The 16,621-nt window shown below is 43.7% G+C and carries 11 protein-coding genes; 2 read left to right on the top strand and 9 right to left on the bottom strand.

The window, feature by feature from the left end:
* Positions 1-11: 11 nt before the first annotated feature.
* From BMX95_RS11695 to BMX95_RS11670, 6 genes are all read right to left on the bottom strand, one after another.
* A complete protein-coding gene (locus tag BMX95_RS11695) occupies positions 12-1,550 on the bottom strand; it encodes a hypothetical protein (RefSeq protein ID WP_081200579.1) in 1,539 nt (512 codons plus the stop codon).
* Between the two features lie 105 nt (positions 1,551-1,655).
* Positions 1,656-3,215, bottom strand: a complete 1,560-nt coding sequence (locus BMX95_RS11690) for a hypothetical protein (protein WP_081200578.1) — start codon at positions 3,213-3,215, stop codon at positions 1,656-1,658.
* An 81-nt stretch (positions 3,216-3,296) separates the two neighbouring features.
* Complete coding sequence (locus BMX95_RS11685; protein WP_081200577.1) at positions 3,297-3,761, bottom strand: MauE/DoxX family redox-associated membrane protein; 465 nt, start codon at positions 3,759-3,761, stop codon at positions 3,297-3,299.
* A gap of 31 nt (positions 3,762-3,792) precedes the next feature.
* Positions 3,793-4,707 (bottom strand): glycosyltransferase family 2 protein, encoded by a 915-nt coding sequence (locus tag BMX95_RS11680; protein WP_081200576.1) that lies wholly within the window; start codon positions 4,705-4,707, stop codon positions 3,793-3,795.
* Between the two features lie 375 nt (positions 4,708-5,082).
* Positions 5,083-5,454, bottom strand: coding sequence for a helix-turn-helix domain-containing protein (locus BMX95_RS11675; protein WP_081200575.1), 372 nt, complete (start codon positions 5,452-5,454; stop codon positions 5,083-5,085).
* A 60-nt stretch (positions 5,455-5,514) separates the two neighbouring features.
* Positions 5,515-5,892, bottom strand: a complete 378-nt coding sequence (locus BMX95_RS11670) for a DNA-directed RNA polymerase subunit alpha C-terminal domain-containing protein (protein WP_081200574.1) — start codon at positions 5,890-5,892, stop codon at positions 5,515-5,517.
* 620 nt (positions 5,893-6,512) lie between these two features.
* Here BMX95_RS11670 and BMX95_RS11665 point away from each other — a divergent pair.
* A complete protein-coding gene (locus BMX95_RS11665) occupies positions 6,513-8,519 on the top strand; it encodes a S41 family peptidase (RefSeq protein ID WP_081200573.1) in 2,007 nt (668 codons plus the stop codon).
* A gap of 374 nt (positions 8,520-8,893) precedes the next feature.
* Positions 8,894-11,083, top strand: a complete 2,190-nt coding sequence (locus BMX95_RS11660; RefSeq protein WP_165758928.1) for a pectate lyase — start codon at positions 8,894-8,896, stop codon at positions 11,081-11,083.
* Here BMX95_RS11660 and BMX95_RS11655 read toward each other — a convergent pair.
* Genes BMX95_RS11655 through BMX95_RS11645 form a run of 3 tightly spaced genes read right to left on the bottom strand, consistent with a single transcriptional unit; the run spans position 11,057 to position 16,614 of the window.
* Positions 11,057-11,812 (bottom strand): class I SAM-dependent methyltransferase, encoded by a 756-nt coding sequence (locus BMX95_RS11655; RefSeq protein WP_081200571.1) that lies wholly within the window; start codon positions 11,810-11,812, stop codon positions 11,057-11,059. The genes BMX95_RS11660 and BMX95_RS11655 overlap by 27 nt on opposite strands.
* Positions 11,813-11,854: 42 nt before the next feature.
* Positions 11,855-13,225, bottom strand: a complete 1,371-nt coding sequence (locus tag BMX95_RS11650; RefSeq protein ID WP_081200570.1) for a RagB/SusD family nutrient uptake outer membrane protein — start codon at positions 13,223-13,225, stop codon at positions 11,855-11,857.
* Between the two features lie 23 nt (positions 13,226-13,248).
* Entirely contained in the window at positions 13,249-16,614 is a 3,366-nt protein-coding gene (locus BMX95_RS11645; protein ID WP_165758927.1) for a SusC/RagA family TonB-linked outer membrane protein, read from the bottom strand.
* Positions 16,615-16,621 lie beyond the last annotated feature (7 nt).

Below are 16,621 nucleotides of genomic sequence, written 5' to 3'. Positions count from 1 at the left end.
TTAGTGCATATTTAATGACTCAAAGAATTCGATAGAGGATTGGAGTCTTGAGGGATATTAGTGATATTTTGTTTAGAGAATGCATGCTCAAATAACCAAGCTATAAGTAAGCAAGTAAAACAAATTGTGATGACCAAGGGAAATAGCTGGTATCGTAGTTCATTAGGCGCAGCTAGAATGCTAAAAGCCATATTGACAAACCAAATAGCGAGCATCAATATTACTGCCCTTCTGGCGTAACCACCCGATCGCTTGAAACCGCCGGCTAGCGTGAAGGCAGCGCAACTCAACAAAAACAAAACGTTAATAATCGCTATAGGGATTATAGATAGTTCTACGATCTGTATTATAGCTGTTTTTGACCGTGTGAAAACTTTATTGTTTTTCCATCCAAACCATAGAGCAGCCTTACTGTCTACCGTGTCGTTACCCATGTTATAGATCACCATAAAACTTGGCGGAGGTACATAAAACTTACGAAGGTTGGGCAATAGAAAATGTTTTACGTAACCCGTCGGATTTTGCGCAATGAGATAGCGACCATATGCACTGTAAAGAGGTGCCATTTTTGACCATTTTAAAAAGAGGCTTCCCGTGTCGTCCCTTCTGATTTCGTTAAGATATGTCCATAAGGGCGACTGAGGATCCCATAGATAATATATACCAACATCTCCATCTGGCCTAAGTACTCGCTTATTGAGCATGTTCATATGTTGGTTTACCGATTCATGTAGCCCTCTAAAGAGTACGGGGACTTTCGAAACCGGATACTCTGGGGAGTAAGCATATCCATATAAAGCATTGGAGGCGAGTTGCCATCCTGCAAAAGCAGAGAATTGAACAGTGGATGTTTTTTTATAATATTCATATTGCGTTAATCCTACAAAGGAAAATAACAGGCTTATTGTAAAACCGATTCCTATCAGTTTATGTGTTTTCGGAATTTGCGCCAAGCCGAAAAAAGCAAGACTGATAAATGGGTAATAAATGGCATTGTAACGGACCGTAAATGTCACGAGTAATATAATGCTATGAGTCAACATCAATTTCATCGTCGGCCGATACAGGATCCATAGCAATTGGGTAAACCATAAGATACTTACTGCAATAAATAAAGAATCGCTGGATATAAAATTCGCGACATGCAATAAAAGTGGATTCGAAAAACATGCAATGAACAAAATTCTGAACATCCATTTACCCGGCAATAGAAGATATCGTATGGTGAACAGTAAATAAAGCATGGCAATTTGAATCAAAATAAACTGCACTGCAACCAAGAATAAATCTGATTTGTTGACAGCTCCTAAAAATCTGATAAATTTTGAATATCCAATAGGCCACATGTTTATAAAGTCATTGTTTTGAGCGGCTTGAATATAGGATATGGAGTCGGGTGGCATAAAGTTGGGGAAAGGGTACAATATCTTAATCCAGGTAAATGATATTGTCATCGCGATGACAAAGAACAAAAATAGCCTTCTGTTTTCTTTGTTTTCCCTGAGCCATTGTTTAAATGGTATCGTTGAAATGGGTTGATCAAATAACATGTTTTATTAGCTGTTTTAGGTTGTATTTTATTTTCAGTTCAACAACAACTATAGGAAATAGAATATTTTATTCATGTCAATCTTGCTCGACGAAATTTATTGTCTTTAAATTGCTCCCTGAGGAATTGCCTCTTCCATCTGTTTCTCGATGTCGAGTCGTTTGCCTTCTTGCTTCAACTGGGCCATAACCTGTATCATCCAATCTACATGTAAGGCCACGAATATTGTAGTCAATAAAATTGGAAATGACTGAAATCGAAGAGCCGCTGATGAGGCGCTTATCGTAAAAACTGCATTTAAAAGCCAAACGGCTCCGCCCATAATTATACCCTTGTGCAAAGGGCCGCTATACTGCCAGCCCTTTAGCGAGATGTAACAAAGTATAGCAAAAAGCATAAGTATATTTACAATGCCAGATAAAAAAGGGTATATATCTAATACCCATACTCGCAAATCTTTCATCCTAGTCTTTATGATTGGACTTTTATATCCAAACCATTGTTTAGCAAGTTCTGGAACAGCTGCGTTTCCGCTATTAAATGACTCTAAAAATTCAATTGGAGGTGCATAATATTTGCTAGCATTGGGCCACATAAAGTACCTGATGAAATGCCATGGGTATTGTTTGATGATATATATACCATACTCTTTGAAAAGCGGTCCCATGCTCGCCCACTTTTTTAAATCACTCGCAGCGGTATCTCTTTTAAATAAATTGTCTTTGTAAACCATTAAAGGCATTCCCGGAGACCACATGTAGAATGTACTGGCCATTATTGCTTCAGTTCTATTTTTTTCCACATCACGAGTGCTGTCAAAGAATTCGCGTATCATGTTATCTAATGCCTGAAATTTTTTGGGTACGGGTTTTCTTTCGGCTTTGTCGACATAACGATATGAATACATAGCATTATTTGCTAGTTGCCATCCGCTGAATGGAGAATACTGCCAGTGCCCTGTGAGCTTTTTATACTGATACATGGTTAAACCAACAAACCATCCGCAGAGCAACAGGGCTAAACCTATGCCTGTAATTTTTTTTCTAAGCGACAATTTCGATAAGGCAAACGCAAGACAGGCAATGAAAGGGTATATCATAGCATTATAACGCACCGTGAATGCAACAAATAACACTATAGCATGCCAAATGATGATTTTGTTAGATGGTCTGTGAATAAGCCAAATTAACAGAGCAAACCATGTAGCACTTAATGCCAGGAAAAAGCAATCGCTGCTTACTAAGTTGCCGAGATGTAGAAACAAAGGATTAAAAACCATAAAGCACAACAATATTAACTGCACTACTCGGCCTATCTTATAGAAATAGAAAAGGGTAAACAATAAATACAACAAGCTGAATTGAATGAATAAGTATTGAAAAGCGACTAGTAAGTAATCAGGCTTAGCAAATACGCTAAATAGGCGTAAGAATTTCGCGTAACCTATAAGATAGGTGTTAATGGTTAGATTTTTATCCGCAGCAATCATATATGCGAAAGAATCTCCATGTATGAAGCTGGCAAAAGGATACAAATACTTGAAAACTGCAAACTGTATCACAATTGCGACTACTGTCCACTTTAAGATTATTCTGTTCCCTCGGTATTTGAATAAGAATTCCTTGAAAGTCATTTCATTGGCTGGTATACTATATTGTTCAGTCATATCGTAAATAATGAATGATTAGCGTTTATTTTTGACAATCAGCTTAAATTCTCCGAATGTTTTCTAATGTTACCATAAGTTTTATCCGGAATACCCAACTGCTGGATTCGCACTTTTCCAAGCGTCGCGTTGTTCTTTTTTAAATCGTCGTTCCAATAAAATACCCCACACAGCAAGGGATATAAACGCTCCGTTGAAAAACAGGTGTTGTTTCCAGGAAAGCATTGAAATAACTCCGCCACAACTACATGGCAAATGTTCGCTGAAGCTTAGAATGGCTATAATATAGAGAGTGAATGCGAGCATAAGCAACAAGCTAGTATATAACCCTTTTAGCCGCCAACGAGGAATGATGAGCAGAATCACGACAGAAAATTCGGACCAAGGTAATAGAACCGCTACTGGTTTTGCGATTGGTGCAAGTATCGGTGACGTTGCAAGTTGCTCTCTAAATACAGAATAATCAATGATCTTGCTGATTCCTGTATATAGAAATAATATAGCATATAGAATGATAACGATTTCTATAATGGTATTGCGCTTCATATTTTCTAAATTTAGTTTACCCTACACAACACTAGTCCTTTAAGGATGAGACTGGTGCATTTTCGTGCTGTTTATATCTGAATGCCCTTTCTCTATTCTTTGATGTTACAAATGTTTTGGTATTAAACAACCCATATTTCCCAATACACCAAATCGCCCTAATTCCATCCCTCCAGCCAATCTTCTTCCCTTCAGCAAACGTTCGACCGTAGTAGGAGATGCCCACTTCATAAATCCGGATCCCCGGAACCATCGAGATCTTCTGTGTTACCTCCGGTTCGAAACCAAACCGCTTTTCGTGCAGATAGATCCGTTGAATGATGGAGGTTCGGAATAGTTTGTAACCGGTTTCCATGTCAGTCAGGTTTAGGTTACTGAACATGTTGGAAAGAAAGGTAAGCACACGATTGCCGATGCTATGCCAGAAGAAGAGAATGCGGTGAGGATTGCCGCCGATAAATCTTGAGCCATACACCACATCTGCCGATCCAAGAATGATAGGCTTTAAAAGCGTATTGTATTCACCTGGATCGTATTCCAGGTCAGCATCCTGCACCAACAGGTAATCGCCGGTTGCCTGGGCTATACCCGTATGGATGGCCGCACCCTTTCCCTGGTTTACATCGTGTCGTACATATTTGAAAAAGTTTATCGTAAGGTTGGGTGTTGTATTCATATAATTATGTAGGGCCGCTTCTGTGTTATCGGTAGAGCAGTCATTGACTACAATCACCTCTTTTTCGATGTTACGTATCAGCTTCACCTCATTAATGCGGTTCATGATTAATGAGATGGTCTTTTCTTCATTATAAGCAGGTATGATGATGGATAGTCTTTTTATAGATTGACCGGAAGGAGTATTGCCTTCTTCGATATAATTATTGGTATCGTTATTGATGTCTGTCTGTAATGGCAATGATGTGTTCACCTGAATTTCGTCACGCATAGAAATCAGTTTTACGTATCAGTAAAATGAGTCACCTATTGGGCAATAGAATGCCTGTAGCCCACCTGGTAAGGATTGCTAGAAAAGGGCGGCGCTAAGCCGTGTCAGGAAAATTGAAACCGGGTAAAATTAATGTTGAATGTTTTGCTTGAATAAAGGCTGTCAGATTGATGCTTGAAGATAGTTTGTGCAATCATGCTGGATAAAGTTTTATGTGAACCAAATTCAAGTATTGCCTTATGAAGTAGTAATAGCCTTAACCTTTTCTTTTATTCTTCCGGTGGCAATGTCCGGAGCGTCATTCATTCTGTATGCAAGTTACACACCTCTATTTTATCTTTTTGCAGGGAGTCTTTATCTTTTTGCAGGATTCCTTTATGTTTTTGCAGTGGGAGCATTCCTAAAACTATTTTCCCATGCTGTTGGTGAAATACCGAATTTTTTTTTGAAGGCCGTACTGAACGCACTTAAGGAACCATAATAACATTTGTCCGCGAGGATCTTTTTTGACATGCCCTCTTCCAGGAATTTTTTAGCCATATTTAACCGTTGTTTTACCTGGTATTCTTTTATCCGGCAGCCATACATGGCTTTAAATGCCTGCTCGGCCACATTGCGGTGGGGAGTGCAAAGGTGGTCGAGCAGGTCTGAAGACTTTTGGTACTGAAAGGGATCTTTATCTATATGCAGCTTGATGCTTTCAACAGCCAGCAGCACATAATTAGAATAAGGTCTCGTGGTAAGCATGGCAGAACGATTTTATAATTATCGATAAGGTTAATCGCACGTCGTTCTACATAAGGTTAGTTAACGAACCTCCTTTAAGATATATTTGTTTTGAAGGGCACGCATCGTTCGAAGTATTTCTGCCGATACCAGCGGGCCAGCGCCTACCAATACCTTGATATTATCTTCATTTAGAGACAATTTGTGGAGTTGGTGAATGGTATCGATCCCATTTTTCTTTATAACATTATAGGCCCTGTTAGATAAGCCCATGTCCTCTAACGTTATTTTAAATGCCTTTTCATCTGCCTGAAGCAGCTTAATATGATTCGATAACCATTGGGCTATAATTTTACAGCTTTCTAAATCAAAGTCCCGCAGGCTTTCTTTAACTTTTAAGACCTGCAGCTTGCTGTTTTTCTTTGTAGAGAATTTGATATTTAAGTATCGTGTAGTCATTGGACGTAGAATTTGAGCTGTTGTAAATAATCGCCGTGTAAGCCCTTGTTAGACAACAAGCGCGGACCGGCTGGAAACCTTATCCGTAGATAAGATAAATTGGTGCTGGTTGTACAGCACGGTAATCTATTAAGTGGCACCATTGCGCCAGGTAGATACCAGTCTAATGTTTTATAGGGAGGATGGCCGGAAGTATAGGGGTAGCAAACTGAAATTCATACTATTGTATCGTTGGCCTATCCTGGTAACGTTGATTATTTCCTGCTTTATTTTTACGCTATTCTCTAACGCAAATTACCACCTGCTAACACCAAAAGCAAAAGATTCTTGCGGTTGCAGATCATAGTTTGTCCTATTTAGTCATATTTTGATGCATAGTTAAACGACAGCAGTTGAAAATTAACCCGCTTCATATTCGAAGTTTGCCAAAAAAGTGAAACAGGGTGGTGCCGAAAGGCAATAAAATGGTGCCGGTATTGTCTGAAAAAGGGGTCAAGTGCCTGCAAAATTGCTTTTAGCCTAGCAGTCAGCCAGTTACTCCCGGCAACGGGTTTATAGGTATTTAATTGTTAATCAGGCAATTTTAATAATAAATCGCCCCCGGAACCGTTTGGTATTTAATGAAAAGTGTAACTATAGCGATTGCCCTATTGATCCTGCAGTCTTTCACAGGTCCTCCCGATGAACATAGTAGTATTTTAACGCAGGTTGGTACTATGTTGGAACAAAGACATTACCTGCAGCCGAAGATCAATGACGGGTTCTCTGTAGGCGTATGGGAGGCACACCTGCATTCGCTTGATAATCGCAAATACATCTTCCTGCAGGAAGATATCAAACAGCTGGGCGCTTATAAGTTTTCGCTGGATAATGAGTTGCATGGCGACTCCGTACAATTCTTTCCGGCCGTAACCAGCCTGTATGCAAAGCGATACAATGAAGCCGCTGCCATCTACAGACGGCTGTTGACCCACCCCTTTATTTTCAATAACAAGGATAGTATTTTTCCCGATCAGGAACCTGCGGAATTTCCGGTGAATGAGGCAGAGCGCGAGCGTAGATGGAACAATTACCTGAAACAAATTGTACTGGAGAAATTAACCGCCCTGCAGGAGCAACGGGCACTGAGTAAACCCGGCGATGTTACCCACGGCAAAACAGATAAACAGCTGGAGCAGATGACCAGCGAAAGCCTGTTGAAACAATTAGACAGAAAACTCACCCGGTATTTTGCGCAAAGTGAAGAGCAGCTTTTCAGTAACTACCTGAACAGCATTGTGCGGTATACAGATCCTCACTCTGATTATTTTCCACCACTGGATAAACAGGAATTCGACCAGCGCATGGCCAATCGTTTTTATGGCATTGGCGCCCTCTTAAAAGAAGATGAAGAAGGTCATGTGATCATCGCTTCCCTTGATGCCGGCGGCCCTGCCTGGAAGAGCAATGCGCTCGCCATCAACGACCAGATCGTTAAGGTAGCCCAGGGAAAGGACGATGTACCTACTGAAGTGGAAGGGATGTCAGTGCGGGAAGTGGCCCGGCTCATCAGAGGTGAAAAAGGTACTACAGCCATGCTTTACGTCCGCAAGGCGGATGGCAGCATCGCTACGGTAGCGTTGGTAAGAGAAGAAATACGCCGGGAAGAAGCCGGCGTCAGAAGCGCCGTTATTACAAAAGATGGCCGGAAAACCGGTTACATCTATCTGCCCGTATTCTATGATGATTTTGCGCATGCTGATGGCGCCCATTGTGCCGATGATATAGAGAAGGAAGTAAATAAGTTGAAAGCACAGAACGTAAACGGCATCATCATCGACCTGCGCAACAACGGGGGCGGCTCCGTGGTGCAGGTAATTAAAATGGTGGCCTTGTTTGTGGGCAGCGGTCCTGTAGTACAGGTAAGAACCGGCAATGGCATGCAGCAGGTAGTGACCTGCAACCGCCCCGAAGCAATATACTCCGGCCCGCTTACTGTAATGGTAAACGAACTAAGCGCTTCCGCTTCGGAGATCTTTGCCGCTGCTATCCAGGATTATAAACGGGGGATTATTATTGGTAGTTCCACGTTCGGTAAAGGCACCGTACAAACTGAAATGCAGCTGGGCCAGGAAAAACAGGGCGCGTTGAAACTCACTGTAAAGAAATTCTATCGCATCAATGGCGGTTCCACCCAACAGAAAGGTGTTATCCCGGATATCGTGCTTCCGGATATTTATGAAACACAGGGCATCCACGAAGGGGACATGCCTTTTGCCATGACCTGGGACGGTATACAACCGCTGGCTTATACCACTCATTCCGGTAACAATATAGACCAGCTGGCGGCGCATGCAACGGAAAGTGTGAGCAAGGACAGCGCGTTCCGCAGTATTCGCCGGTACAACGATTCTCTGGCGAATTTCCGGAATACACGTGGAAAGGGCTTAACGCCCGAACAGTTTAAAACCTTCCTGGTACAGCGTCGCAGAATAATCCGCCAGTTTGAAAAAGCATTGCTATTGCCCGACAGCAAAGTGATGGAGGTAACGGAGCTGGCTGGAAAGGAACCCGGGCCCTGGGTAAAAAGCCTGGCAAGAGACATCTACCTGGAACAGGTGCTGAAAACAATGACTGAAATGCAGTAAAGAAAACCCACCCCTTCCCCTCCCAGGAGGGGATTCTAAAGAAAACCCACCCCTTCCCCTCCCAGGAGGGGATTCTAAAGAAAGCCCACCCCCTTCCCCTTCCAGGAGGGGATTCTAAAGAAAACCCACCCCTTCCCCTCCCAGGAGGGGATTCTAAAGAAAACCCACCCCTTCCTCCCGCAAAGCGGGACAGGCTCTCCCAGGAGGGGATTCTAAAGAAAAACCCACCCCTTCCTCCCGCAAAGCGGGACAGGCTCTCCCAGGAGGGGATTCCTTAAAAGAAGAATCCTGTAAGTTTAATGTTACAGGATTTTTTTTGGTATTATATTTATAAAGGTTTTTTAAAAGATTGCTTCACATATTCTAACGATTTTATGACAGCCACCAGTCGTATAAAGTGTATCGCCCTGCTTGCCATTGGGTACTGTAATGTAGTTTTTGCCCAACAGTCAACACTTTCTCAACAGGCCGAACAGGCCATGCTCAAGGCCACCCGGTTTATGTCGGAAAACGTAAGTACAAATGGCGGATATGTTTGGTATTATTTACCCGATCTGTCGAGGCGGTGGGGAGAAATGGAGGCCTATAAAACCATGATCTGGGTGCAGGACGGCGGCACCGTAAGCGTTGGCCACATGCTGCTGGATGCCTATGAAACAACAGGCAATGAATACTTTTACCAGCAGGCAGAAAGGGCAGGGGCGGCTATGATCTGGGGCCAGAGCAATGAAGGCGGCTGGAATTACCTGATTGATTTTGCCGGCGACCGCTCACTCAAAAAATGGTATGCCACCATCGGCAAAAATGCCTGGCGGTTAGAGGAGTTTCAACACTACTATGGCAACAGTACCTACGATGATGATGTGACCTCCGATGCGGCCCGTTTTCTGCTGCGGTTATACCTGCAAAAACTGGATCCCCGGTACAAACCTGCGCTCGATAAAGCCATCGATTTTGTCCTCAAAAGCCAGTATCCGAATGGCGGCTGGCCGCAACGATACCCGCTTAAACACGATTTTAATAAAGCAGGCCATCCCGACTATTCTTCCTTTTATACCTTCAACGACGATGTGATCTGGGAAAACGTATTGTTTCTTATTCAGTGTTATGAAACATTGGGAGATAGCAGGTTTCTTGAACCTATCTATAAGGGGATGAATTTCTATTTACTGGTACAGGGTAAAAATGGGGCCTGGGGACAACAGTACAATATGAATATGCAGGTGGCAGGTGCCAGAACTTACGAACCTGCTGGTTATGTGCCCCGCTATACCTTTAATAATTGCCTGTTGCTGCTGAAGTTTTATCAGTACACAGGCGACCGGAAATTCCTGGCGCATATCCCCGATGCCATCAAATGGCTGGAAAAGGTAAGACTGCCGGAACGCATGACGCAAAACGGAAAATATACCCATCCGCTCTTTGTAGATCCGGTTACTGATAAACCCATGTTTGTTCATCGCAAAGGTTCCAATGTGATCTATGGGTATTATTACAAAGATACCAGCGATGCAAATTTATTGTCTCATATGCCGGGGAAAAGCAACCTGGATCTACAGCACCTGAAAACAGAGTATGCGAAAATAAGTGCGCTGTCACCCAAAGAAGCGTCGCAGCATTCTCCCTTAATTCCTGCTCCATTTGATGCAACAGGTACGCCGCAGGCGTTTTATCACCTCAGCCGGGTTGAACACGCGGAAAATGAAGCAGTAAGCGAAACAAGGGTGAAAGCAATTATAGATGGGCTCGACAGTCAGAACCGCTGGCTGGTGAAACATGCCATGAAAAGCAATCCCTACGCAGGGGATGGAGAAAGAAAGGAAGCTACCGATGCCTACGCTTCCACCAATGTAGGCGATACCACCGATACTTCTCCTTACCGCGACCTGTCTGACCAGGAATATATCTCCACCCCCGAATACATCCGCAATATGCAGGTGCTGATCAGTTATCTGCGGTCAAATAATAAAGCATCCGATAAAAATGTTATCTGGCATTTGAATGATCCTAAACAAGTCGGTGGATTCAATCCGGTTGTGCTGGGCGATCCCATAACCAAAGTGGAAGGGAACGATAGCTCCATTTATTTCAATGGTATTACTGATGGCCTGGTACTGCCTGAAATTCCGCTTGCAGGTTGGTCGCACTTCACCATTGAAGTGTTGTTCAAGCCAGACAGCGACGGACCGGTGGCGCCAAGGTTCGTTCATTTCGAAGACAGCTCCCTGAACCGGGGAACACTCGAACTCCGCCTGACAAAAGACAAACAATGGTACCTCGATGGGTTTCTAAAAAACGGAAAAACGAAAAAGGGCATTACCCTGATCGATTCTACCAAATTACACCCGGCAGACAGCTGGCACCGGGTTGCATTGGTGTATGATGGTAAAAAGATGTACACCTTTATCGATGGCAAAAAAGAAGGGGAAAGCGACATGGATTTCCCCTTAGTGACAAAAGGCAATATTTCTTTAGGTGTTCGATTGAATAAAAAAGACTGGTTCAAAGGGCAGATCCGGGAAGTGCGTTTTTGCAACTCAGTTAAACCACTTGCCGGCATATAACCGGGTATCGTAGGTAATGGTAATAGTTCCCGCCTGCTGGTATTTGTCGAAAAGTTTGTTGAGTGCGGTGAGCATTTCCTCGTAACCCGCTTCGCCTTGCAGGGGCATATAAGAGGAAGATAACAATCGACCCTTCAAACCATCGAAGTCAAACACCTGTTGGTTGTCGAATACTTTCAACTCCATGGGTGCCGGTGCAAAAAAGGACTCAATATCAGCAGGCTCAATATTCCGGTGTTTTACCTGTACATAATCCTTTCCATATTTATTGATCAAAGCATCATACTCCTGCTCAAATGGTGCCTGGGTGTTGCGCTCGTTCCATACCAGCATCACCAGTCCCTGCGGTTTCAGAATGCGGGTAAATTCTGCTTTGCTATTTTCCGGGTTGAACCAATGAAATGCTTGTCCTGCCATTATCGCGTCTACACTGTTCTCTGGCAGGGTGGTATTTTCTGCTGTACCCGGTACCGCCGTAAAACCAGGATAATCCTGCAACAGCGTAGTTGCTTTAGCTAACATGGGCGCATTGGGTTCTACAGCATACACTGCATAACCCGCATCGAGGAAGAGGCTGGTAAGGATGCCCGTGCCGGCGCCCACATCGGCAATAGTGCCTGTTTTAAAACCAAACTGCTGCTGTATATAGTTTACAATAGCAGGGGGATAATGCGGGCGGTACTTCACATAGTTCTCTACTCTGTTGCTGAAACGTTGGGTATTGTCCATGTAATAAAGGTACGAATGATCAGGAAACTTTCTTGTTATGCACTACTGTCTGGGATTTTGAACAATCAGGCTGCCGTCAAGCGCGTCATCTGGTATTGGTAAAGTATACCGAAGGTCGTTAGGGGAGAGTTGGTATATCATACCATTTACAACCCTGTTTAGTACTATGCCTGCCCCTGATTTATTTAAACGTCTTAGATCGGTAAAACGCAGTCCCCGGTATACCAATTCTTTTCTTCGTTCTTCCAAAATGAATTTTAATACTTCCTGCGGTGTGGCTGCACTGTAAGGTTGAAACGTATCCGGACTAAACCGGTTTGCCAATAGCGTGTTAAGATCCTGCAAGGCACCGGGCAGGTCGCCAGCCCTCGCTTTGCATTCAGCGCTTATCAGGTATACTTCATCGGTGGCCAGTCCGCTGAAAGCGAACTGGTTTCCGGTATAGCTGGCTTTGTATCCCACCACTTTAGTGGAATCCCTGTTAAAAAACACCTTCTTACGAAGATCATTGACCGCATAAGAACCATATAATATGGAATCAACAAAAGAATACCGGGAAATCCTCCTCAGGAAAATGCCATTATTGTTGCGGATGTTGCTGTAATACAAAATTTCATCGTTCAAATTGGGAATGGGAAGGGACAATGACAGATCAAGCAAATTATAATTCATCAGGGTATTATAGTTCTGTAAACAGCTGTCGGCATAGGCGCCTGCCTGGAGGTAATCGCCCATACTCAGGAATACCCTGGCCAGCATCGCATCGGCTGCGGGTTTAGAAGGTTGGTCACGATACACCTTGTCTATTAATCCGCTTTTCGCCTGCCGCAGATCTGTAATTACGCGTTTATAACTTGCCTCCAGGGAAGCCCTTGAATAGATGGTATTGATATCTGGCGTCAGCGGCAGGGCAATGCCGGGCGATGACGCAGCTATGGTAATATCGTAGGGGGGAGCAAACAATTGCAGCAGGTTAAAAAAAGCATACGCCCGGAAAAAATAAGCGGTCCCTTCAATATTGTTCTTTTCAGCTTGTTCCACCTTGCTCACCTTTATCCGGGGCAACGCAGTGAGTACCTGGTTGGCAATATGAACCTGTGCATAGGGAGTGGAATAGTCGGCGACATTTTTTTGTCCTTCAAAAATCTCAACCTGCCAGGTATACGCATTTTTTTCCGGTATACTTAAGGAATTCAAAAAGATGGGAGCTATATAACAATCATCTGCGGAAATTTCACCCAAAACAGGTGTTTCATTAAAAAGATCTTTATTGTTTAACAGGCTTTGACAATCAGCCAGTGTCCTGATGGTGGTAATGCTGCTGGAAGGATCAGTCTCCAGGTTTTTATTTTTGCTACAGGCGGTGCTGCCCGTTATACCAATCAGTAACAATATGGTTTGAAAGTAATTCATATTATGTTGATGCTATAAACAGGTTAAAAATGAGCCTTAAAAGAAAAGGTCATGCTACGGGGAACCGGCGGCATGCCTGCCACTACATCCGGGTCAAGCTTTTTAGTATTTGCGCGCCAGATAATACCCAGATTGTTAGCCGTGATACCCATTTCTAACCGCGTTAATTTCAGGGCCGATAAACCTTTATTTCCCCAGTTATATGATAGCTGCAGGTTTTGTAACCTGATATGGTCACCCCGTTCTATTAATGTTTCGCTGTATTTATAAAACTGCTCCCTTAATGCGTCAAAATTGAATTCCAGCGCAGGTACCGTAGTGTATAATTCATCACCAGGTTGTTGCCAGCGTTTATAATAATCGCTGTGCACAATTCCCTGGTCCAGGTCGGAAACAAATAAGGAAGCGCGCCTGATATAATATTTTAATTTGTATGCCAGCTGAAATGAAAGCAGGAACCTTCCATATTGCAGGGTATTGGTAATACAGCCAAACAGGGTGGGGGTGGCAGAACCGATATACCTTAATGTTCGTGGATCAGCGGAAAGTATATTCAGATAGTTTTTACTCCGGTAGCCATCCTCGTAACCAACCGGATCACCTTTGCCATCGAGCCCGCCCGAGCGAAAGGCAAAGATGGCCTCCACCGGATATCCTTTGCGGGGAACATAGGTGGAAGGGTCGGTATATTGCCAGGCCTCACTTAATGAGAGCTCCCGTGATTGTACCTTATTGGTGGTATAACTTAACCAGCCATTCGTTTCCCAGGTCAAAGGTCCTTGTATGTTTATAGTATGCACATTGGCATCTATACCAAAACCATTTAACCGGCCACTGTTGGATTTTACCAGCGAAACACCCGAAGTGGGATTGGCCATACTATAACTTAACAGGTTATGGGCTTTTTTCCGGTATGCATCCAGACTCAGCTGAATACGCCTGTCGCGCGTTTTTACATCCAGACCAATATTTAATGTCAGTAGTTCCTCAAATGACAGGTTAGGGTTACCGGGGTTATCGATGTATGCCAGGGGCAAATTGGTGGCAGGATCGTTCATCTGCCTGATAGTAGTGCTCCAGGAGGTTTTTAACCCATCGTTACCGGTTTTGCCAATGGTTGCACGCAGACTTATATAAGGGAAGCTGGCTGGGAAAAAAAGGAACTTATTAAGGTGTAGCAGTATACCTTCCGACCATAAAGGAGTAAACTCCCGGTTTATATTCATGCCAAACCGGTTTGACCGGTCCTGGCGAAAAGACAAGGAGAAGGTTACCTGCTTTGACCAGGTATAAAAGGCATTTCCAAAATAGCTGAAATAATAATCTGCTGAATCACTGTGTACCCCTATATAGGGGATCTGTATGCGCAAACCAGGTTTCCAGTATTGGGGATAGAAGGCTTGATAATTAAGGTCCCTTTCTCCCTCAGGGGCGTCAGCGCCATAGATGCGTCTGCTATCGATGCTGCTCCTGGTGTTTTGTGATTCAATACCGCCTATTACCGTCAGTTCCAATTTCTCCCACCGGTGGTGGTAGTTTGATTGTAAACGCCAGTTATTGATGCGGGTTATGGTTTCATGTAAATCCTGAATGGGGGCGAGTGGAATGGGTCTTTCAATACCCTGCGGGTTGATCTGTGTAAAGTTGTTGATCAGGTTCCGGGCATAAAAGGTTTCGAGGTTGTACACTGTTCTTTGGTTCAACCCTAACAGGCCAAATTGATACAAACCCTGTACCTGCCACGAAGGAGTAAGTTGGTAGCTGATTTTGGTGTTGGCCATCGTATAGTGATACCTGCTGACACTATCTGCATTATGCAATTCCTGTAAGGGCCGGTAATGCCAGTCGAGTAAAGCGTTGCTGCCGGCAGTGTCAACAAATTTGTTGCTGTACAGGTAAGGTATTGACAAAGGTGTTCCTTCACTGTCTGCCAGTGACAAGTAAGCAGGGCCGGCGGGGGGAGATACAAAGTTGTTCCGGATGATATTGCCGGAATAAAATAGCCCGGTGGCGACTGACCATTTTTTGTTACGGTACTGTAAATTGCCGAGCATGGTGGTACGGATGTGGGAATTGCCCCTTTCATTAAAAGAAGCAGTGCCATTACTCATTGAACCAAAAAAAGCCAGGCTATCCCGATAGCCTGACACCTGTATGCCACTACGTTGGGTTAGACCAGGCTGGTAAAAGTATTTTTTTATATCTGACCGGACATCATGGCTGCGGAGTACATTCAGCCTGGCTTCCTTTTCTTCATTAGTGATACGACCGGTTTCATAGTTTAGCATTGTTTCTGCTACAGGTGAAATAGCAGCATTTTGACGCATTGCAGGCGAAAAATAATTTTCGTAGAACAGCTTTTCTTCCAACGATACAAAGTCCCCTGGCCGAATGGTGGGTGTGTAGTTTATATCAGACCGGCTGTTGACGGTTACCACGTTATTGAACGAGATCCGGAGAGGTTGTTTCCAATTAGCCTTTTTAGTATTGAGCAGAATAATGCCATTAGCGGCCCTGGTACCATATATGGCTGTAGAGGCAGCATCTTTTGCAACAGTGATACTTTCTATGTCATCAGGGTTCAGCATATATAGGTCGCCGTAGAAAGGGAAATCGTCTACGAGTACCAGTGCCTGTGCATTGCTGATAAGCGTATTCCGCCCGCGTAGCGAGCCTATGTTAAGGTGTGGACCCGTGGTTGTTTTCAGTTCAGGCAGATAACCGCTTAAGTTATTGGCAAAACTTTCCTGCAGGTTAAAATAAGAAGGGGCTGCAGCCTGTTGTATATTTGCCTGCCTGAAAGAACCCGTTGCCTGCTCAACCGGAATATCCTGATAACCGGTACTGTATACAGCAACAAGGGGAAGTACATTAACGTCTTTTATTAGGTTGATATTAATGATGGGTTGGTCTTTAACCAGGTAACGTGTGGGTACATAACTGACATGGGTAACTAAAAGCGTATCGTGAGGTTCGACATCCTCCAACGAAAATCGTCCACTTGAATCGGTATGAACGCCTTTTCCGGTGCGGCAGTTGGTAACCGATGCTCCTGATATCCGGTTCTTGTTCATGTCCGTCACAACGCCTTCCCCCTTTTTTCTAACAATGCATAGCATGTTACTTATAATGTGAATGGTAACCGGAACCCTGGCGCATAATGCCTCAAACACCTGTTGCAAGGTGGCATCCTTAACATGAAGGCTCACTGACTCATTGGGAATCACATTGGCCCGGGCAACAAAAACATAGTCATATCGGTTGCAGATGTCCTTAATGATCTGGATGAACGGTACTTTGTTATACGAGAGGGTAAAGCGTTTGTCTTCCTGCCCGGGCTGGATGGATTGCGACAACCCTTGCAAACATGGAAGCAGGAAAAACAGCATTGTAATT

This window comes from Niastella yeongjuensis, assembly GCF_900110245.1.
Taxonomy (GTDB): Bacteria; Bacteroidota; Bacteroidia; order Chitinophagales; family Chitinophagaceae; genus Niastella; species Niastella yeongjuensis.
Note: the sequence above shows the minus strand (reverse complement) of the source record. Positions and strands in the feature narration are given on the sequence as shown.